The sequence below is a fragment of the Blautia sp. MSK18_10 genome (assembly GCF_020553185.1).
GTDB classification, from domain to species: domain Bacteria; phylum Bacillota; class Clostridia; order Lachnospirales; family Lachnospiraceae; genus Blautia_A; species Blautia_A wexlerae.
In genome coordinates, this window is sequence record NZ_JAJCGT010000038.1 from 19771 (window position 1) to 39785 (window position 20015).

21 protein-coding genes and 1 pseudogene are annotated in these 20015 nt (G+C 40.4%); all 22 read left to right on the top strand.

Features of this window, described 5'->3' with window-relative positions:
* The first annotated feature begins 91 nt into the window (after positions 1–91).
* The 22 genes and pseudogenes from LI074_RS13555 (at position 92) to LI074_RS13660 (ending at position 19929) form a co-directional block, all read left to right on the top strand.
* Positions 92–1576: a glutamate synthase subunit beta gene (locus LI074_RS13555; protein WP_118572935.1), complete on the top strand. Its 1485-nt coding sequence runs from the start codon at positions 92–94 to the stop codon at positions 1574–1576.
* 338 nt (positions 1577–1914) lie between these two features.
* Complete coding sequence (locus tag LI074_RS13560) at positions 1915–2172, top strand: type II toxin-antitoxin system HicA family toxin (RefSeq protein WP_173698271.1); 258 nt, start codon at positions 1915–1917, stop codon at positions 2170–2172.
* Complete coding sequence (locus LI074_RS13565; protein ID WP_008704906.1) at positions 2156–2518, top strand: type II toxin-antitoxin system HicB family antitoxin; 363 nt, start codon at positions 2156–2158, stop codon at positions 2516–2518. The genes LI074_RS13560 and LI074_RS13565 overlap by 17 nt, the downstream gene beginning before the upstream one ends.
* Before the next feature lie 292 nt (positions 2519–2810).
* Positions 2811–4133, top strand: a complete 1323-nt coding sequence (locus tag LI074_RS13570) for a glutamine synthetase family protein (protein WP_008704905.1) — start codon at positions 2811–2813, stop codon at positions 4131–4133.
* Positions 4134–4381: 248 nt separating this feature from the next.
* On the top strand, positions 4382–4936 hold the full coding sequence (locus tag LI074_RS13575; protein WP_025579464.1) for an ANTAR domain-containing response regulator: 555 nt from the start codon (positions 4382–4384) through the stop codon (positions 4934–4936).
* A gap of 393 nt (positions 4937–5329) precedes the next feature.
* Complete coding sequence (aspS, locus tag LI074_RS13580; protein WP_022380269.1) at positions 5330–6661, top strand: aspartate--tRNA(Asn) ligase; 1332 nt, start codon at positions 5330–5332, stop codon at positions 6659–6661.
* 109 nt (positions 6662–6770) lie between these two features.
* A complete protein-coding gene (gene gatC, locus LI074_RS13585) occupies positions 6771–7064 on the top strand; it encodes an Asp-tRNA(Asn)/Glu-tRNA(Gln) amidotransferase subunit GatC (protein WP_008704901.1) in 294 nt (97 codons plus the stop codon).
* An 11-nt stretch (positions 7065–7075) separates the two neighbouring features.
* A complete protein-coding gene (gatA, locus tag LI074_RS13590) occupies positions 7076–8545 on the top strand; it encodes an Asp-tRNA(Asn)/Glu-tRNA(Gln) amidotransferase subunit GatA (protein ID WP_173698272.1) in 1470 nt (489 codons plus the stop codon).
* On the top strand, positions 8542–9984 hold the full coding sequence (gene gatB, locus LI074_RS13595; protein ID WP_334296860.1) for an Asp-tRNA(Asn)/Glu-tRNA(Gln) amidotransferase subunit GatB: 1443 nt from the start codon (positions 8542–8544) through the stop codon (positions 9982–9984). The genes gatA and gatB overlap by 4 nt, the downstream gene beginning before the upstream one ends.
* A 250-nt stretch (positions 9985–10234) precedes the next feature.
* On the top strand, positions 10235–11449 hold the full coding sequence (locus LI074_RS13600; protein ID WP_118247440.1) for an LL-diaminopimelate aminotransferase: 1215 nt from the start codon (positions 10235–10237) through the stop codon (positions 11447–11449).
* Positions 11450–11881: 432 nt separating this feature from the next.
* Positions 11882–12307, top strand: coding sequence for a GNAT family N-acetyltransferase (locus LI074_RS13605; RefSeq protein WP_173698274.1), 426 nt, complete (start codon positions 11882–11884; stop codon positions 12305–12307).
* Positions 12308–12332: 25 nt separating this feature from the next.
* The gene (locus LI074_RS18215; protein WP_330595165.1) at positions 12333–12470 is read left to right on the top strand and encodes an SDR family oxidoreductase; all 138 of its coding nucleotides are present in this window, start codon (positions 12333–12335) and stop codon (positions 12468–12470) included.
* A gap of 42 nt (positions 12471–12512) precedes the next feature.
* Positions 12513–12869, top strand: a complete 357-nt coding sequence (locus tag LI074_RS13615) for a VOC family protein (RefSeq protein ID WP_173698275.1) — start codon at positions 12513–12515, stop codon at positions 12867–12869.
* 69 nt (positions 12870–12938) lie between these two features.
* Complete coding sequence (locus LI074_RS13620; protein ID WP_008704887.1) at positions 12939–13301, top strand: YccF domain-containing protein; 363 nt, start codon at positions 12939–12941, stop codon at positions 13299–13301.
* 463 nt (positions 13302–13764) lie between these two features.
* Positions 13765–16837 (top strand): annotated as a pseudogene (locus tag LI074_RS17980) (DUF3427 domain-containing protein).
* Between the two features lie 38 nt (positions 16838–16875).
* On the top strand, positions 16876–17166 hold the full coding sequence (locus tag LI074_RS17630) for a DEAD/DEAH box helicase family protein (protein WP_330597724.1): 291 nt from the start codon (positions 16876–16878) through the stop codon (positions 17164–17166).
* A 21-nt stretch (positions 17167–17187) separates the two neighbouring features.
* On the top strand, positions 17188–17592 hold the full coding sequence (locus LI074_RS13635; protein ID WP_055057543.1) for a (deoxy)nucleoside triphosphate pyrophosphohydrolase: 405 nt from the start codon (positions 17188–17190) through the stop codon (positions 17590–17592).
* Positions 17593–17621: 29 nt separating this feature from the next.
* Positions 17622–17837, top strand: a complete 216-nt coding sequence (locus LI074_RS13640; protein WP_173698276.1) for a hypothetical protein — start codon at positions 17622–17624, stop codon at positions 17835–17837.
* 293 nt (positions 17838–18130) lie between these two features.
* Positions 18131–18400, top strand: a complete 270-nt coding sequence (locus LI074_RS13645; RefSeq protein ID WP_055201525.1) for an ArsR/SmtB family transcription factor — start codon at positions 18131–18133, stop codon at positions 18398–18400.
* Positions 18401–18403: 3 nt separating this feature from the next.
* Complete coding sequence (locus LI074_RS13650) at positions 18404–19087, top strand: DUF5714 domain-containing protein (RefSeq protein WP_173698277.1); 684 nt, start codon at positions 18404–18406, stop codon at positions 19085–19087.
* On the top strand, positions 19080–19487 hold the full coding sequence (locus LI074_RS13655) for an arsenate reductase ArsC (protein ID WP_173698278.1): 408 nt from the start codon (positions 19080–19082) through the stop codon (positions 19485–19487). Before LI074_RS13650 ends, LI074_RS13655 begins: the two co-directional genes overlap by 8 nt.
* A gap of 292 nt (positions 19488–19779) precedes the next feature.
* Positions 19780–19929 (top strand): hypothetical protein, encoded by a 150-nt coding sequence (locus LI074_RS13660; protein WP_020993714.1) that lies wholly within the window; start codon positions 19780–19782, stop codon positions 19927–19929.
* Positions 19930–20015 lie beyond the last annotated feature (86 nt).

Sequence of the window (20015 nt, forward strand, 5' to 3'; positions counted from 1 at the left end):
AATGTTGCCCCGTCATCTTTTAGAATAAATAAAAAGGTGGCGTGGGCCATACCATTATTGCCGCAGCAAGTGTGGCGAAGAGGAGGAAATCATGGGCAAACCAACAGGATTTTTAGAATATGAGAGAGAGACGGCAAAAGTTCTGCCGCCAAAGGTCCGCATCGCAAACTTCAAAGAATTCAGGACCCCATTAAATAAAGAAAAACAGAAACTTCAGGGCGCACGCTGCATGGCATGCGGTGTCCCATTCTGCCAGTCAGGTATGATGATCGGCGGTATGGCATCCGGCTGCCCTCTGCACAACCTTGTACCTGAGACAAATGATCTGGTTTATACAGGCAACTGGAAACAGGCATTCTTAAGACTGAGCAAGACACACAGTTTCCCGGAATTTACTTCCCGTGTCTGCCCTGCACTCTGTGAAGCAGCCTGCACCTGTAACTTAAACGGAGAACCGGTCTCCACAAAAGAAAATGAACGTGCGATCATCGAGACAGCCTACGAGAACGGATGGGTAACTCCACAGATCCCGGAAGTGCGTACGGGCAAATCCATCGCAGTCATCGGAAGCGGTCCGTCTGGACTGGCAGCAGCTCAGCAGTTAAACAGACGAGGCCACAGCGTAACTGTATTTGAAAGAAAAGACCGTGTAGGCGGACTTCTCCGTTACGGTATTCCTAACATGAAGCTGGACAAAGCTGTTGTTGACAGAAGAATCCATCTTATGGAAGAAGAGGGAGTTAAATTCGTTACAAATGTAAACGTAGGAAAGGACATCAAAGCAGAAGAACTTCTGAAACAGTTCGACCGCGTTATCCTTGCCTGCGGAGCATCCAATCCACGAGACATTAAAGTTCCGGGACGGGATGCAAAAGGAATTTATTTCGCAGTAGATTTCCTGGGACAGGTAACAAAAGCGCTGTTGGACTCTGATTTTGCCAAAGTTCCATATGAACTTGCCAAAGGAAAAAATGTTCTGGTTATCGGTGGTGGTGATACAGGAAATGACTGTGTGGGAACATCTATCCGTCTGGGTGCCAAATCTGTGATCCAGTTAGAGATGATGCCCAAGCCGCCAGTGGAAAGAACACCATCCAATCCATGGCCGCAGTGGCCGAGAGTCCTCAAAACAGATTATGGTCAGGAAGAAGCTATCGCTGTATTCGGACATGACCCACGAGTATACCAGACTACTGTTACAGAATTTATCAAAGATAAAAACGGAAATGTCTGCCAGGCAAAACTCACAAAATTAAAGAGTGAAAAAGATCCAAAGACAGGACGTATGATGATGGTTCCTGTAGAAGGAAGCGAAGAAGTCATCCCTGTAGATGTAGTTCTTATCGCAGCCGGTTTCCTTGGCAGTGAGAAATATGTAACAGACGCATTTAAGGTAGCCATCAATGGAAGAACCAATGTAGATACAAAACCAGAGCAGTATCAGACCTCAGTAGACAAAGTCTTCACTGCAGGAGACATGCACAGAGGCCAGTCCCTGGTAGTATGGGCAATCCGCGAGGGCAGAGAAGCTGCGAAAGCGGTAGATGAATCGCTGATGGGATATTCCTATCTGTAAAAATAAGATAAAATATGACAAAGGTGCTGTTGCCTGACGGAAAAGGATGTCAGGCAGCAGCATCTTTTTTGAAAGTGATTTTGTAGTCTTGCATTATAATAATTATAGTTGACAGAGAATAATACATTTGCTACACTAAATTTGCATATCTAAGATAATTTTTGAGCTATTCGGTTCATCCATTTCCCTTTATGATTAAGTACAAAAGACAGTATTTTTGAATTTATATTTTGCGTATTTCTCTTTCGGAGAATACGGAAACCTTTTCAAATTTGGCATAGAAAAATTGATTGACACCATATACGATACCACATATAATATAAATAGGAGATATAAGAATGTCAAAATGGGATAAACTGATAACACGTATATGTAATTTATCAAAAGATCTTCGGTTTGATGAATTGCGAAAAGTATTGGAAAGTTATGGATATGAAATGAATGCTCCGAGAAGTGGAAGCAGTCATTATACATTTAGAAAGTCTGGATGTATGCCTATTACAATACCAAAACATGAGCCGATAAAGAAAGTATATGTAGAAATGGTAAGGGAAATAGTAGAAAGTGAGGCGAAGAATCATGAAGACGCTGAATGATTATATGTCAATGTCCTATCGCATGGAAGTTGTAGAAGATAAAACCGAAGGAGGATTCGTAGTTTCGTATCCGGATCTCCCTGGTTGCATTACCTGCGGAGAAACAGTGGAAAGTGCAATTTCAAATGCCCTGGATGCAAAAAAAGCATGGCTTGAAGCTGCATTAGAAGAAGGGGTAGAAATCCATGAGCCGGATAGTCTTGAAGATTATTCCGGACAGTTTAAACTGAGAATTCCAAGAAGCCTGCATAGACTACTGGCAGAACATTCTCAGAGGGAGGGAATCAGTATGAATCAGTACTGCGTATATCTTCTTTCGAGAAATGATGCGGTATTCTCAAAATAGCGATTATAAGTAAGCAGCAAAGCGTGTTATTGAAAGCGGAGCGCACAGTAACATGGAAAGAGCCGGTGATTTATTTATAAAAATAAGCAGTTGACAAAAAATAGTCATGTTGCTATAATTGCCTACATGAACAAAGGCGTTCTTTCTATAGAAAAGTAACTGTAGAAAGTGCGCCATTTTTTATATCATTATAAAAAGAATCTATAAAACTTCCAGACAGGACAAAACTGTATCGAAGAATCATTAAGAAAGCAAAAACAGCAGAAACTATGCTGACAAGGAGTGAATGAAAATGGGGAATTATACCAGAGAAGAAATATTACAGATGGCTGAGGAGGAAGACGTGGAATTTATCCGTCTCCAGTTCACAGATATGTTCGGAACGCTGAAAAACATCGCCATAACTGCCCGGGAACTTCCCCGCGCGCTGGATAACCGATGTATCGTAGATGGTTCCTTTATCGCAGGAATTGCAGGAGAATCTGAGCCGGATATGTACTTAAGACCGGATCTTGACACCTTTGCAATTCTCCCATGGAGACCACAGCAGGGAAAAGTTGCCAGACTGTTATGCGATATCTATTGTCCGGACGGAACCCCTCATGAGAGAAGTCCGAGATATATCCTGAAGAAAACCGCCCGGGAGGCAAAGAAGGAGGGATACACCTGTCTGGTAGATCCGGAATGTGAATTTTTCCTTTTTCATACAGATGATAACGGAGTTCCGACTACTGTAACACATGAAAAGGCCGGATATCTGGATGTCAGTCCTGTGGATCTGGGTGAAAACGCAAGACGTGATATTGTATTAAATCTAGAAGACATGGGGATTGAGGTAGAATCTTCTCACCATGAAACTGCTCCTGCACAGCACGAAGTTGATTTCAAATACGGTGAAGTCCGTACGATTGCAGACCGAATCATGTCATTTAAGATGACAGTTCGTACCATTGCCAAACGCCATGGACTTCATGCGACATTTATGCCAAAACCAAGGGCAGAAGTAAATGGCTCCGGAATGCACATTCATTTCTCCTTATTTAAAGATGGAAGAAATGTATTCGTCAATCCGGGAAATCCACAGGAATTAAGCGAAGAAGCTTATTACTTCGTAGGAGGTCTTCTGGCTCACAGCAAAGAGATGGCACTGATCACCAATCCTATCGTAAATTCCTACAAACGTCTGGTTCCGGGCTATGAAGCACCGACAGAACTGACATGGACAAAGAACAACCAGAATTCACTGGTAAGAATTCCGGGATCCAGAGGTATGGAGACAAGGATCGAACTGAGAAGTCCGGATGCAGCAGCAAATCCGTATCTGGTATTTGCAGTATGTCTGGCAGCAGGACTGGATGGAATCAATAAGAAGATTTATCCGACTAAGTCCTCCAGCAGAGAGTTATCCGAAACAGACCAGAAAACAATGAAGATTGAAAATCTTCCGGGAAATTTGAACGAAGCAATTGATTACTTCGAACAGAGTGACTGGATCAAAGAAGTACTTGGAACAGAATTTTGTAAAGAATACGCAGCAGCCAAGAAAAAAGAATGGCTGCGCTATACAAGAGAAATTTCAGCCTGGGAAATCGAGGAATACTTATACAGAATTTAACCGAATCAAACAAGTCCCCTGTAGAAATTGTAAAAAGCAATAAGCAGTGGGTGGGGACTTGTTTGTATCAGGAGGAGCGAAGCTCCTTCTGATAAACTGCGAAGCAGTTATTCGGTTATGAGCAAGTAGCGAAGCGGATTGCGAACATCCGCTTGATCAAAATCAAACAAGTCCCCTGCGGAGGTTGCAAAAAGCAATAAGCAGTGGACGGAAACTCAGGCTGTAACAGAAATAGGAGTGGCAGAGTTATGAGCAGCAGCATTGTGATTGCGTTACCGAAAATTGAAGACGCAAAGAAAATCCGCACAATACTTAACAGACATGGGCTCACAGTAGCCTCTGTCTGCAGCTCTGTCTCTAATGCGCTGGCCAGTATCTCAGAGCTTGACAGTGGTGTTCTGATATGTGGGTATAAGTTGACAGATGCCTATTATAAAGACGCTCTCGATAACCTGCCACAGTATTTTGAAATGCTGCTTCTGGCTTCTCAGCGTATTATAGATGAAGCACCGAATTCCGTTAGCACTGTACAGATGCCGATGAAAGCAAGCGTACTGATAGATACGGTCAATGACATGCTCTATCATCTGGAACGCCGGATCAAAAAAGAAAAAAAGAAACCAAAGCCCAGATCAGAAAAAGAACAGAATTATATCTCGAATGCCAAACGTCTTCTTATGGAAAAAAACCAGATGACAGAAGACGAAGCGTACAGACATATTCAGAAATGCAGCATGGATTCAGGAACCAACATGGTAGAAACTGCACAGATGTTACTCATGCTGATGTATGATGAAATCTGATTTTTCAAACACGTTCTAAATAAAATATCCGAAAATAATAAGGAAAATTTTGTAAAAAATGACGATATTATTTTGACAGAATATGTGGTAATATACAGAATATATTTTTGTTCATATCAAGTTAGAGGCAAAATACATTTTAACCCTAACATTATATTATATATAGAAAGAACACAAACAAACATAAAATAGATAATAACAGGAAGAATGATTACAAAGGCGTAATCAGAGAGTCCAGGGGATAAGTGTCTCCGGATTTTCTGATTACGCCTTTTTGATATTCCAGGGTTTTAAGCCAAAAAGTCGTTGTGCTTGCACGAAAAGCCTTTTGAACTTGAAACCAGTGAAGATATCACAAAGGTTTTCAGAAATGAAGAAATGGAGGATGAGGAAATGGAATTTATGGATGGAACATGGAAAAAAGAAATCAATACCTGGGAGGAACTCGTAGGTAATAATCTCCTGAACCAGGAAGCCGTAATCGAAGGCGCTGTTCACAGCATCCGTAATATGGGTGATGTGGCATTTATCATTCTTAGAAGAAGGGAAGGCTTATTCCAGACAGTCTATGAAAATGAAATGGCAAATGTTTCCATTCATGAATTGAAGGAAGCAATGACGATCAGGGTGAAAGGAATCCTGCATGAAGAGGAGAGAGCACCCCACGGAAGAGAGCTTCGTATTCGTCATATTGATATTTTATCAACACCGGCAGAGCCACTTCCAATGGCAATCGACAAATGGAAACTGAACACTTCCCTGGAAGCAAAATTAAACTACAGACCGATTTCCCTGAGAAATATTCAGGAGCGTTCCAAATTTAAAATTCAGGAGGCACTGACAAAAGCATTCCGCGATTATCTCTACGGACAGGGATTCACAGAAATCCACACTCCAAAGATCGGAGCAAGAGGAGCAGAGGGTGGGGCAAACCTTTTCAAATTCAGCTACTTCCACAAACCTGCAGTACTTGCGCAGAGCCCACAGTTCTACAAACAGATGATGGTTGGCGTATTTGACAGAGTATTTGAGACAGGCCCCGTATTCCGGGCTGAGAAACATAATACCAAACGTCACTTAAATGAATACACCAGTCTGGACTTCGAGATGGGATATATTGACAGCTTCGAAGAAATTATGGCAATGGAAACAGGATTCCTGCAGTATGCCATGAACCTTCTGAAAACAGAATATGCAAAAGAAGTACAGATTTTGAAGCTTGAGATCCCGGATGTATCCAAAATCCCGGCAGTCCGTTTCGATGTAGCCAAGGAACTGGTATCACAGAAATATAACCGTAAGATCAGAAATCCATTTGACCTGGAGCCGGAAGAAGAAGCACTGATCGGACAGTATTTCAAAGAAGAATATGGCTCAGATTTCGTATTTGTCACACATTATCCGTCAAAGAAACGTCCATTCTATGCAATGGATGATCCGGAAGACGCAAGATTTACCTTAAGCTTTGACCTGTTATTCAAAGGCCTTGAGATCACAACAGGCGGACAGCGTATCCATGATTACAACATGCTGGTACAGAAAATTGAAGACAGAGGTATGACGCAGGAAGGCATGGAACAGTATCTGGATACCTTCAAACATGGTATGCCGCCTCACGGTGGACTGGGAATCGGTCTGGAACGTCTGACCATGCAGCTTATCGGTGAAGAGAATGTTCGTGAAACCTGTCTCTTCCCGAGAGATATGAACCGTCTGGAACCGTAAATAAGTCAGAAACTTGGAAAGCTGCCTATATATTGACCGGAAACGGCAGGTTGATTCCGGGCAGAAAGCAATATAGAATGTTACAGGCAGTATATATAAGGAGAAAATCATGGCAAAGATCATAGATGATGAAACAATGGAAAATGTCTGCATCCTGGCCAAGCTTTCCCTCTCGGAAGAAGAAAAGGAAAAAGCAAAAGCTGAAATGCAGAAAATGCTTGATTATGTAGAGAAACTGGATGAACTGGATACATCGGAAGTAGAGCCTATGTCCCATATTTTCCAGGACGAAAATGTATTTCGTGAGGACGTTGTCACAAACGGAGACAACAAAGAAGCAATGCTGGCAAATGCACCGAAGGCAAAAGAAGGACAGTATCAGGTTCCGAAAACCATAGGATAGGAGACAGGACAATGGAGTTGGAAAAATTAACAGCCCTGCAGCTTGGGGAAAAAATAAAACAGCGTCAGGTCAGCGTCCTGGATGGAGTAAAAACTGTTTTTGAACAGATTGAGAAACAGGATTCAGAAGTACACGCTTATCTTGACACATATAAAGAAGAAGCATACAAACGTGCAGAAGAAGTACAAAAAGGCATCGAGGACGGTACTTATACCAGTCCTCTTGCAGGCGTACCGATCGCGATCAAAGATAATATCTGTATTAATGGAAAGAAAACTACCTGTGCATCAAAGATTCTTGAGAATTTTGTGCCTCAGTATAATGCAGAAGTCATTGACCGTCTGGAAAAAGCCGGACTGGTCATTATCGGAAAAACAAACATGGATGAATTTGCCATGGGAAGTACAACAGAGACCTCCGCTTACGGCATCACCAGAAACCCATGGAATCTGGAACATGTACCAGGCGGTTCTTCAGGTGGTTCCTGTGCAGCAGTGGCAGCAGGAGAAACTTATCTGGCACTTGGTTCAGATACAGGCGGATCTATCCGTCAACCAAGTTCCTACTGTGGTGTAACCGGAATTAAACCAACCTATGGAACAGTATCCCGTTATGGTCTTGTAGCTTATGCATCTTCCCTGGATCAGATCGGTCCTGTAGGAAAAGATGTATCTGACTGTGCAGCTCTTCTGGAGATCATCGCAGGACATGATACAAAAGACAGCACATCCATGAAAAGAGAAGACCTTCAGTTCTCCAAAGAACTGACAGGAGATATTAAGGGGATGAAATTCGGAGTTCCTGAAGAATATCTGGCAGAGGGACTTGATCCGGAAGTAAAAGCATCTTTTATGGGTGTTCTTGATACGCTGAAAGAACTGGGAGCAGAAGTAGAATTCTTCTCTATCAAAACCATGGAATACATGATTCCGGCTTATTATATTATCGCCAGTGCAGAAGCAAGTTCCAACCTGGAACGTTTCGATGGAGTGAAGTACGGTTTCCGTGCAGCAGAATATGAAGGTCTTCACGACATGTACAAAAAGACCAGAACAGCAGGTTTCGGTGAGGAAGTAAAACGCCGTATCATGCTTGGTTCCTTCGTGTTAAGCTCCGGTTATTATGATGCATACTATCTGAAGGCACTCCGCACAAAAGCCCTGATCAAGAAAGAATTTGACCAGGCATTTGGCAAATATGATGTGCTCCTTGCACCTGCATCTCCATTTACAGCACCGAAGATCGGTGAAAGTTTAAAGAATCCCCTTGCCATGTATCTTGGAGATATCTACACAGTAGCAGTCAATCTCTGCGGTCTTCCGGGAATTACAGTTCCATGCGGAAAAGACAGCAAAGGTCTCCCAATCGGTATCCAGATGATCGGGGACTGCTTCATGGAAAAGAAAATCCTGCGTGCAGCACACGCCTATGAAACCAGCCGCGGCTCCTTTGCCGTGCCAGGAGAAGGAGGCACCAGATAATGAAACAGTACGAAACAGTCATAGGACTTGAAGTCCATGTAGAACTTGCAACAAAAACAAAAATTTTCTGCGGATGCTCCACTGAATTCGGAGGAGCACCCAATACACATACATGCCCGGTCTGCACAGGTATGCCGGGTTCCCTGCCTGTATTAAATAAGAAAGTAGTAGAGTTTGCCCTGAAAGCAGGTCTTGCAGCAAACTGCCAGATCCATCAGTACTGCAAATTTGACCGTAAGAACTATTTCTATCCGGACAACCCACAGAACTATCAGATTTCTCAGTTATATTTGCCAATCTGTCATGACGGATGGGTAGAGATTGAAACCTCTGCTGGCAAAAAGAAAATCCGCATCCATGAAATGCATATGGAAGAGGATGCAGGTAAACTGATTCATGATGAATGGGAAGACTGCTCCCTGGTAGACTATAACCGAAGCGGTGTCCCGTTGATCGAGATCGTATCCGAGCCGGATATGAGAAGCTCTGAGGAAGTAATCGCCTATCTTGAAAAACTCCGTTGTATGATGCAGTATCTGGGTGTATCAGACTGTAAGCTTCAGGAAGGCTCCATGCGTGCAGACGTTAACCTTTCTGTCCGTGAAGTGGGAGCAGAAGAATTCGGTACCAGAACAGAGATGAAGAACCTGAACTCTTTCAAAGCCATTGCCAGAGCAATCGAAGGCGAAAGAGAACGTCAGATCGAACTGATCGAAGAAGGCAAGGCAGTTACACAGGAGACACGCCGCTGGGATGACAACAAAGAATATTCTTACGCCATGCGTTCCAAGGAAGATGCCAAAGACTACAGATATTTCCCTGATCCAGATCTGCCTCCAATCCATATCTCTGATGCATGGATTGAAAAGATCAAAGCAGAACAGCCGGAGCTTCGCGAAGTGAAACAGGCCCGTTATCAGGAAGAGTACGGACTTCCGGCATACGATGCGGGAATCCTTACAGAATCCCGCCATCTTGCAGGTCTTTTTGAAGAAACAGCAGCAATCTACGGAAATGCAAAGAAAACAGCAAACTGGTTTATGGGTGAGGTACTCCGTCTGACGAAAGATAAAGCTATGGATCCGGAACAGGTATCTTTCTCACCGAAGCATCTTGCAGATCTTCTGGTAATGGTAGAAAAATCCGAAGTCAGCCCTCAGAATGCCAAAAAAGTCTTTGAGAAAGTATTTGAGGAAGACATTGATCCTGTAGCCTACATTGAGGAACATGGTCTGAAGATTGTAGAAGACACAGGACTTCTGGAAGAAATCATCAACAGGATCCTGGATGCTAACCCAGGACCACTTTCAGAACTTCTGGGAGGTAAAGATAAAGTCATGGGCTTCTTTGTTGGTCAGATCATGAAAGAGATGAAAGGCAAGGCAAATCCTGCAAGCGTCCGCGAGACACTAATGAAAGAAGTAGAGAAGCGCAAATAAAATAAATCACCCCGGACATTATGCCCGGGGTAAAAAATGTTAATATATTACCAGTGAACAGTAATGTTAATATTAAAAATTATGCTCAGAAAACACTTTGAGACTTTACATTATTAAATAATTAAGTATAATAAAATTCGAATAAAACATATTTGAAGAAAAGACACAAATAGAAATGGAAAGGCAAAGCAGCAGCCTGCTGTAGACAGGTATATAAAAACTGCGAAACATGCCAGGGAGGAAATCAAACATGGTAACAGTAAACCACAACTATCTGAAATTACCGGGAAGCTATCTGTTTTCCACAATTGCAAAAAAAGTAAAAGCATATAAAGAAGCCAATCCACAGGCAAACGTGATCTCACTGGGAATTGGTGACGTAACTCAGCCTCTGGCTCCGGCAATCATTGAGGCACTTCATAAATCTGTAGATGAAATGGGAGATGCAGCTACTTTTCATGGTTATGCACCGGATCTTGGTTATGAATTCTTAAGATCTGCTATTGCAAAGAATGACTACAAAGACAGAGGATGCGACATTGAAGCAGACGAAATTTTTGTCTCTGACGGTGCAAAGAGCGATTCCGGAAATATCCAGGAAATCTTCGGACTGGATAACAAGATTGCAGTGTGCGACCCTGTATACCCAGTATATGTAGATACAAACGTAATGGCAGGCCGTACAGGAGAATACAACAAAGAACGTGGCAACTTTGATAACGTAATCTATATGCCATGTACAGAAGCCAACGGCTTCCTTCCGGAATTCCCGGAAGAAGTACCGGATCTTATCTACCTTTGCTTCCCGAATAACCCAACCGGTGGTGCGATCACCAAACCGCAGCTTCAGGAATGGGTAGACTATGCAAATAAAAACGGTTCCGTCATTATCTATGATGCAGCATACGAAGCATACATCTCCGAAGAAAATGTACCGCACAGCATCTATGAGTGCGAAGGAGCAAGAACCTGCGCCATCGAACTGCGCAGCTTCTCCAAAAATGCAGGTTTCACAGGTGTCCGTCTCGGCTTTACAGTTGTACCAAAGGATCTGGTTCGTGACGGTGTAGATCTCCACAGTCTCTGGGCAAGACGTCATGGCACAAAATTTAATGGTGCGCCATATATCGTACAGCGTGCAGGAGAGGCTGTATACTCTCCTGAAGGAAAAGCACAGCTGAAAGAACAGGTAGGTTACTACATGAGCAACGCCAAGGCCATCTACGAAGGTCTGGCATCAGCAGGCTATTCCGTATCCGGTGGCGTAAACGCTCCATATATCTGGCTGAAAACACCTGATAAGATGACTTCCTGGGAGTTCTTTGACTATCTCCTTGAAAAAGCCAACATCGTAGGAACTCCAGGCTCAGGATTCGGTGCTCATGGTGAGGGATTCTTCCGTCTCACTGCGTTTGGAACCCATGAGAATACACTGGAAGCAATTGAACGAATTAAGAATCTGTAAGCAGCTTCCTGATAGGGACGAGTGGGATTATAATCTCGTAAAATTTAACCGAATCAAGTAAGTCCCCTGCGGAGCAGTTATTCGGTGTAGAGCTGTGTAGCGAAGCGGATGATTTTATCCGCCTGACTATGGAAATGAAAAACGACAGGACGAAAATCCTTGAAAATCAAGGGTTTCGGACCTGTCGTTTCTATTTTATAAAAATATATATGGAATTTGATTACTATTTAATTGCCACAGCATATGCTTGATAACCACCGGCTGATTCCTTGCCAAAGATTTTGATTGTTATATGCGGGAAATGGTAGTCAAGCTGGCTGCCATTTCTGATTGTATCTTTGGGGATAAAAGATGGACTGAGCCTAACAAGTATGGTAAAATCAGTATTAGAAATGATGCTCTGAAATCGAGAGTTGATGGAGAATAATCGTTATGATCAGAAAGATGAAGAACATAGATTTTAATAGAGTTGCTGACATATGGCTAAAAACCAATCTGAAAGCACATTATTTTATTCCTGAGCAATATTGGACAAGTAATTATGAATTAGTCAAGGAAATGTTGTTACAAGCGGAAGTCTATGTGTATGAAGATAATAAAATAATTCAAGGATTTGTAGGGTTAAGTAACGAATATATTGAAGGCATTTTTGTTTCTGATGAAATGCAGTCATGTGGTATAGGTAAACTTTTATTAGATTATATCAAGAATAAAAAAGTTAGATTACGATTAAATGTATATCAGAAAAATACCAGAGCTCTCTCTTTTTACCAAAGAGAAGGGTTTGATATCCAATGCGAAGGATTCGATGGTGCTACTGGTGAAAAAGAATATACAATGTTGTGGCAGCAGAAATAGAAAGCGGCTTTTGGGGAGAATTCCCATGGATATTGCCAATATGGTACTGTTTCTTTGCTCTGAAAAAGCAGGCTTTATCACAGGTGAAAACATCTGCATTGACGGTGATATGACAAAACAAATGATTTATCATGGTGATTGTGGGTGGAGATTTGATATCTAAGTCACGTATTAGAAACACAAAATGTACAAAAGGAGAAGAACTATGAAATTTAAGATGATTCACGAAAATTACAATGTATCAGATCTGGACCAATCTATTAAATTTTACAACGAGGCCCTTGATCTGCACGAGGTGAGAAGAAAAACTACCGATGATTTTATTATTGTGTATCTGAGCAACGATGTAAGTGATTTTGAGTTGGAACTTACCTGGCTTAAAGATCATCCACAGCCGTATAATCTGGGTGAATGCGAATTCCACCTGGCATTTAAGGCGGAGGATTATGAGGCAGCGCACAAGAAGCACGAAGAGATGGGGTGCATTTGCTTCGAAAATGAAGCGATGGGAATCTATTTCATTGTAGATCCAGATGGATACTGGCTTGAGATTCTACCGTAAAGCTGGCTGAGAAATCGTAGAAATCATGTTGATCAGATGTTCAGAGGACTTTAAGGGGGATGTGTTATCATGAGAACTATAGGTAATATCCTTTGGTTTATATTTGGAGGATTGCTGGGTGGACTGGCATGGGTTTTTGCAGGATGCATATGGTGTATTACAATTATTGGAATTCCGGTAGGCCTGCAATGCTTTAAATTTGCAACGTTGGCATTCTGGCCGTTTGGAAAAGAAATCGTGTATGGAAATGGTATGTTTTCATTCTTGGTAAATCTCATATGGATTGTATTTTTTGGTTGGGAAATGGCGCTTGGAAATCTGATAGTTGGTTGTATATGGTGTATTACGATAGTTGGAATTCCGTTTGGAAAGCAGTTTTTCAAGATGGCAAGACTTTCTTTCATGCCATTTGGTGCCAGTGTGATAGGGTAGAATACAAAAATTTAAGGAGTCATTTGAGAGAATGATTCAAATGCTATTGGGAATCATAAGTAAAGTTATTAATACATAATAAGAAAAAACAATAGTATTTGTAAGGCGTCAGTGGAGTATTCTACTGGCGTTTTATTTAACATATTGGATTTACGAAGAATGTCTATCAAAGCGAAAAATTGTTAGAACAAGCTGAAATTCCAGAATCTTATTTATGACAAGTGTATTACAAGCACTTGCTGCAAAGCAGATTGAAGTAGAAACAAGAAAACAGCAGAGCCACGAACAGAAGAGTGGAAGAAAGTATTATGAATTTTCCTTATAATTATATGTATTTCGAAGAATTACTTCCGGAAAGTTTTCCCACCGAATTATGAGTCTGTGTAGTATAATTAATAATAACAGTATATTCTGACTTACATTGTTGTAAATAGGAATGATACATAACAAGGAGATGGGTTTAATGTTAAAAAATGGGATATACGAACAGATTGTTAATACGAGAATAAATAAAGAACTGCAGCAGCTTGATCGTGAAAAATATGATATAGAATTAGAAAAACTTGATGGAGAGGATGCAAGACGTATTCTTACCATATACATATCATATGTCATAAATCAGGCTTTGCAATACTTAAGAGACAGTTTCCCGTCATCTAAAGAAAATGAATCGTTACTGGCACAAATTCGTTTATGTAATGAAATCGTTCAGGAAATAGCAGAGCATACGAATGAACCTGAATTTGAGGATAATATCATTCTTGAAAAAGGAGAAGTATTGACCTCATTATATGAAAAAATGAATTCAGCAAGAAGCATTAATACAATCAAAGCTGTGCATCCGGAAACGTCAATTGTAGAGAATGCCTTGTTTACAGGATCTAAAAATGAGCCAAGTATGCTTTCGGAATTGAAGAAAGAAATCTTGTCCTCTGATTCTATTGATCTTTTGGTTTCATTTATTAAGTGGAGTGCAATACGTCCACTTCTTGTAGAATTGACTGCATTCACGAAACGAGAGGGTGTTCGTTTACGTGTGATTGCAACGACTTATACACAGGCTACAGATTATAAAGCGATTGTTGCTCTTGCAGAGCTTCCAAATACGGAAGTGAAGATTAATTATGAAACGAATCATGCACGTATGCATGCAAAATCATATTTGTTTAAAAGAGACACTGGATTTTCAACTGCATATATTGGCTCCTCAAATCTTTCAAATCCAGCTTTGACTGGGGGATTGGAGTGGAATGTGAAGGTGACTGAGAAAGAGTCATTTGATATTGTGAAAAAGTTTTCGGTTTCCTTTGAGAGTTACTGGAATGATGCCTCTTTTGAAATCTTTGACCCTGAAAACCCAGACTGTCATGAAAAGCTGAAAAAAGAATTAACGAGGGCTACATTTGATAGAAAGTCAAAACGTAGTCTTCAGGTTTCGATTCGACCATATGCATATCAGCAGGAAATTTTGGATAATCTTGCTGCAGAACGAGAAGTATACGGACATTATCGTAATCTGGTTTCTGCAGCGACAGGTGTTGGAAAAACAATTATTGCGGCATTTGATTATAAAGCTTTTAAGGAGAAGAACCCAAGAGCACGCTTGTTATTTGTGGCTCACAGAAAGGAGATTCTCGAACAGAGCATTCAGAAATTCCAGGAAGTTTTGAATGACTTTAATTTTGGTGAGTTGTACGTAGATGGTTATAAACCAACGGATATTGAGCATCTGTTTATCAGTATCCAGTCATTCAATTCTGCAAAGCTTTCTCAGTGGACAAGCAAGGACTATTATGACTTTATCATAGTGGATGAATTCCACCATGCAGCAGCTGATTCTTATCAGGAATTACTGGCATACTATGAGCCGAAGATTCTATTAGGATTGACTGCTACTCCTGACCGAATGGATGGTAAGGATATCCTGAAGTATTTTGATGGACGTATTGCATCAAAATTACTGTTGGGTGAAGCAATTGATCGAAATCTGTTAAGTTCTTTTCAGTATTTTGGTGTAACAGATGACACAAATTATAGGAATTTCAAATGGACGCGTGGTAAATATGATGTGTCAGAGCTGGAAAAAGTATATACGGCAGATACAAGACGTTGCGCTTTGATTTTAAACAGTGTGAAAAAATATGTGACAGATATTTCGTCTGTGAAAGGTCTTGGATTTTGTGTCAGTGTTGCTCACGCAAATTACATGGCGAAATATTTTAATGATAAAGGAATCCCGTCCATTGCATTATCTTCGAAAAGTGCAGATGATATTCGAAATGATGCAAAAACAGATTTGTTAAGTGGAAAGATAAACTGTATTTTTACAGCAGCTAGGACGAGGGTTACGTTTAAGTCCAGGGAAAGATTGCCTTACGGTTCTTGATTTTATTGGACAGGCAAACAAAAAGTATAATTTTGCAATGAAATTTGAGGCAATTGTAGGGAAAGGCCGAAAATCCATTCGCAAACAGGTGGAGGATGGATTCAGCAATCTGCCAAGAGGTTGCTATATCGAACTTGAAAAGTATGCAAAAGAATATATTCTGGAGAACCTGAAGCAGACAGATAATAACAAAAGAGCACTGATTGAAATGGTGAGAACCTTTGAAGAAGATACCGGATTACCGCTTAATCTGGAAAACTTTTTGCTGGAATATAATATGTCTCTGTATGATTTCTATCAGAATACAGGTGCCAGATCTTTGTTCCGCTTAAAAAAGTGGGCAGGCATTATTGAAGATGACAGAGATGTAGATGATAAAATTTACAGTATGATGACCGGATTTTTCCATGTGAACTCAGCTAGACTACTGGATTATTGGATTAGATATATTGACGGTAATAAAGTTGCAAATAGCGAAGAAGAACGCATTATGCGAAATATGCTTTATTACACATTTTATAAAAAGCATCCGGCTAAATGCGGTTTCCAAAGTATCGATGAAGGAATTGAGTCAGTCCTAAAGGAAACTTTTGTAAGAGATGAAGTTCTGCAGATTTTGAAATACAATCGTAAGCATATCAGTTTTGTTGCAGGGAGAAATGAATATTCTTATCTTTGTCCTCTGGATTTACACTGCCGTTATAACACAAATCAGATTATGGCTGCATTTGGATTATTTACAGAGACAGAATCGCCGGAATTCAGAGAGGGTGTAAAACGTTTTGAAAATAAAAAAACAGATATCTTTTTTATTAATTTGAACAAATCAGAGAAGGATTTCTCTCCATCTACTATGTATGAGGATTATGCAATTAACGATAAGCTCTTTCATTGGCAAAGCCAAAGTCAGGATAGGCAAGCGAGTGCAAAAATACAGAGATATATTAATCACAAGAATACAGGTGATATCATATCATTATTTGTTCGTGAATTTAAAAGAATTGGTTCATATACAGCACCATATACTTTTTTAGGAAATGCAGATTATGTGAAGCATGAAGGAGAGAGACCTGTCAGTTTCGTATGGAAGCTGCATAATTCGATTCCTGCGAATATGCTTCCAAAGGCAAACAAGAGCATTGCTTTGTAATTCTATGTGATTAGAAATAAAAAGATGTGCGTACTCTCTTGACAAATTCGGGAACAGGAAAGATATATGCATCCGTACTTGCTATGCGTGAGCTTGGTTTCAAAAGAGTGTTGTTTCTGGTTCATCGTGTGACACTTGCGAAGCAGGCTAAAAAATCTTTTGAAAAAGTTTTTGATAAGAAAGTGACAATGGGATTGGTGGAAGCCAGAAATGCCCGGAAAGAAGATGATCGCGGACGTATGCAACCGATTACGAAAGTAACGATGAAAATGCAGCATCCAGTGAGAGAAGATTTATTACGGTATTTACAGTCAAATATTACAGCATAAATGATTTGAGGTACGAAACAAATGAAGACAATAAAAGTAGTTGCAGCAGTTATCTGCGACAATATGAAAGAAAAGAATAAAATTTTTGCAACGGCTCGTGGTTACGGTGAGCTGAAAGGCGGCTGGGAGTTTCCTGGAGGAAAAATCGAAGCAGGTGAAACACCTCAGGAAGCATTAAAGCGAGAAATCATGGAAGAACTGGATACAGAAATTAAGGTAGGGGATTTGATTGACACTATAGAGTATGACTATCCCACTTTTCACCTTTCCATGGATTGCTTCTGGGCAGAGGTCACAGCCGGTCACCTGGAACTGAAAGAAGCGGAAGCTGCAAAATGGCTTACGAAGGATCAACTGGACAGCGTTGTCTGGCTACCGGCAGATGTCACTTTGATAGAGAAAATTCGAAGGAACATGGAGAACTGATTTTTAACATTATTTTCAGAGGAATTGCTATGATATACACAGTAAAACGAATTGATGAAGACTTGGACTTCGGTTGTGAAGAGCGACCGAAAGGCATGCCAGTCATGGCAATAGTGACGCTTACGAATTCTTCAGGCGAAGAAATAAGGATAAAAGCAGAGGATGCTATGCTCTATGAATGTAACATCAATGAGGGGGACGAGGTTTGCTTTGATGCAAATAACAAGTTGGAAAAAGTAAAATAAAAATTGTAGAAGAACCAGAGAATATATTTGGATAAAGAAAACCAATGGCTTTGACTGTTATCAGTCTGCACCATTGGTTTTTTTAGTTCTGCTAATTCCTGAACAGTAATAGTTGTTGGAATTTTTGTACAGCCATTTGGTGTAAACTGATAACATTAGAAAAAGAAATCAAAAGCGAGAGATAAAATGGGGAAAGAATGCTATATAACTCTTATTCAATAAATATACATTGACAAGTATCTATGCGTATGATAAATTAACACATAGACAAATGCCTATGCGAGGTGGCAAAAATGGAAACAAGAGATATGATACTGATATGTAAAGCATTATCGGATACAAATAGGCTGGAGATTGTTCAGATGCTGTCAGACGGAGAAAAATGTGGATGTAAGATTCTGGATAAATTCGATATCACGCAGCCTACTTTATCACATCACATGAAAATATTGGTCGACTGTGGGCTTGTAAATGATTGTAAGGAAGGCAAATGGCATCATTATTCTCTGAATAAAAAAGTAATAAGAGAGGCAAGTTCATTTATTGAAGCTTTGGGAAGGTAGGAAATGAAAGAAGAATGTATTATATGTAAAGCACCACTTATATATCTTGAAAAAGATGAAATGATGGAGTGCGTACTATGTCATAAAAAGGAATTAAGTAAGACTAGGTGCGAGCAGGGCCATTATGTATGTAATGAATGTCATACAAAAGGAATGGATGCAATTATAGAAATATGTCTTAGTGAAACATCTAAGAATCCAGTAGAAATTATAAGAAGAATGATGGCGCAGCCATTCTGCCATATGCATGGACCAGAGCATCATGTTATGGTTGGTTCAGCGCTCCTTGTTGCATATAAAAATGCAGGTGGTGAGATTGATTTGCCGGAAGCGCTACTTGAAATGATGAATCGAGGAAAAGCTGTTCCGGGTGGCGCATGTGGATTCTGGGGTGCTTGTGGTGCTGGAATTAGCACAGGAATGTTTATATCAATAATCTCAGGAGCGACTCCACTTAAAAATGAACCTTGGGGTCTGGCTAATAAAATGACTTCCAAGGCACTTGACGCAATCGGGAGCATTGGTGGACCAAGATGTTGTAAAAGAGATTCTTATATGGCCATAATCTCAGCGATTGACTATGTGGCAGAGAATTTCAATATACAAATGGAAAAACCTGTTATAAAGTGTATTCATTCTGATAAGAACAATCAATGTATTAAGGAGAGGTGCCCATTTCATGAATAAGAAAAAAATCGCATTTATCTGTGTTCATAATTCATGTCGTAGTCAGATAGCAGAGGCATTGGGAAAACATCTGGCATCAGATATATTTGAAAGTTATTCGGCAGGAACAGAGACAAAGCCTCAGATTAATCAGGATGCCGTTCGTGTCATGAAAGAGATTTATGGAATAGACATGGAAGCAAATGGTCAGTATAGTAAGCTGATTACTGATATCCCAGATGTTGATATCGCAATATCAATGGGCTGTAATGTGGGATGTCCTTTTATTGGAAGAGCATTTGATGATAACTGGGGACTTGATGATCCAACGGGGAAATCAGATGATGATTTTAAGGCTGTAATACAGCGGATTGAGGAGAATATCTTTGAGTTAAAGAAAAGGTTGAGCGAGAATAAATAGAATACCTGCAGAACAAAATGGCAGCTTATCAGCTTTATGACACAGGACTTACTGTGACAAAGGAAGATAAGCTGCTTTCCTTATCTACCTGCAAGTATTCCAGTAGGATTCCTGTTTTGAGACGAATGTCCGGAAGGTGGGTAACTACTTCCTGTCCTTGCTATTCTCTATCTTTAGCTGTTAAATGCAAAAATAATCCAGGAAGTTTAGCCTTTTGGTTGTCGGGATTTTTGCACAGCCATCTGGTGTAAACTGATAATATTAGAAAAAGAAATCAAGGGGGAACTGGCAGATGAAAGGCTATAACACAAGTAACGGATACATGGGATACGTAGAAGGCAAATACATTTTATTTGCCAGTGAACAGGAATATTTCGAGTTTATGCACTACAGGGGTTATATCTATGTTATACTTGAGTTGGTATTAAAGGATTTAGGATAATAAGCGGGAATCCTCGGCAATTCAATTACCGAGCCTGCAAATAAAAAGTCAATAGCAAATTGATGATTTCAGGCAAAAATTTTTGC

What these genes read in the sequence shown, in the direction of transcription:
- LI074_RS13555 (WP_118572935.1), top strand. Translation starts at nt 92, where the DNA reads ATGGGCAAACCAACAGGATTTTTAGAATATGAGAGAGAGACGGCAAAA.
- LI074_RS13560 (WP_173698271.1), top strand. Translation starts at nt 1,915, where the DNA reads ATGTCAAAATGGGATAAACTGATAACACGTATATGTAATTTATCAAAA.
- LI074_RS13565 (WP_008704906.1), top strand. Translation starts at nt 2,156, where the DNA reads ATGAAGACGCTGAATGATTATATGTCAATGTCCTATCGCATGGAAGTT.
- LI074_RS13570 (WP_008704905.1), top strand. Translation starts at nt 2,811, where the DNA reads ATGGGGAATTATACCAGAGAAGAAATATTACAGATGGCTGAGGAGGAA.
- LI074_RS13575 (WP_025579464.1), top strand. Translation starts at nt 4,382, where the DNA reads ATGAGCAGCAGCATTGTGATTGCGTTACCGAAAATTGAAGACGCAAAG.
- aspS (WP_022380269.1), top strand. Translation starts at nt 5,330, where the DNA reads ATGGAATTTATGGATGGAACATGGAAAAAAGAAATCAATACCTGGGAG.
- gatC (WP_008704901.1), top strand. Translation starts at nt 6,771, where the DNA reads ATGGCAAAGATCATAGATGATGAAACAATGGAAAATGTCTGCATCCTG.
- gatA (WP_173698272.1), top strand. Translation starts at nt 7,076, where the DNA reads ATGGAGTTGGAAAAATTAACAGCCCTGCAGCTTGGGGAAAAAATAAAA.
- LI074_RS13600 (WP_118247440.1), top strand. Translation starts at nt 10,235, where the DNA reads ATGGTAACAGTAAACCACAACTATCTGAAATTACCGGGAAGCTATCTG.
- LI074_RS13605 (WP_173698274.1), top strand. Translation starts at nt 11,882, where the DNA reads ATGATCAGAAAGATGAAGAACATAGATTTTAATAGAGTTGCTGACATA.
- LI074_RS18215 (WP_330595165.1), top strand. Translation starts at nt 12,333, where the DNA reads ATGGATATTGCCAATATGGTACTGTTTCTTTGCTCTGAAAAAGCAGGC.
- LI074_RS13615 (WP_173698275.1), top strand. Translation starts at nt 12,513, where the DNA reads ATGAAATTTAAGATGATTCACGAAAATTACAATGTATCAGATCTGGAC.
- LI074_RS13620 (WP_008704887.1), top strand. Translation starts at nt 12,939, where the DNA reads ATGAGAACTATAGGTAATATCCTTTGGTTTATATTTGGAGGATTGCTG.
- LI074_RS13635 (WP_055057543.1), top strand. Translation starts at nt 17,188, where the DNA reads ATGAAGACAATAAAAGTAGTTGCAGCAGTTATCTGCGACAATATGAAA.
- LI074_RS13640 (WP_173698276.1), top strand. Translation starts at nt 17,622, where the DNA reads ATGATATACACAGTAAAACGAATTGATGAAGACTTGGACTTCGGTTGT.
- LI074_RS13645 (WP_055201525.1), top strand. Translation starts at nt 18,131, where the DNA reads ATGGAAACAAGAGATATGATACTGATATGTAAAGCATTATCGGATACA.
- LI074_RS13650 (WP_173698277.1), top strand. Translation starts at nt 18,404, where the DNA reads ATGAAAGAAGAATGTATTATATGTAAAGCACCACTTATATATCTTGAA.
- LI074_RS13655 (WP_173698278.1), top strand. Translation starts at nt 19,080, where the DNA reads ATGAATAAGAAAAAAATCGCATTTATCTGTGTTCATAATTCATGTCGT.
- LI074_RS13660 (WP_020993714.1), top strand. Translation starts at nt 19,780, where the DNA reads ATGAAAGGCTATAACACAAGTAACGGATACATGGGATACGTAGAAGGC.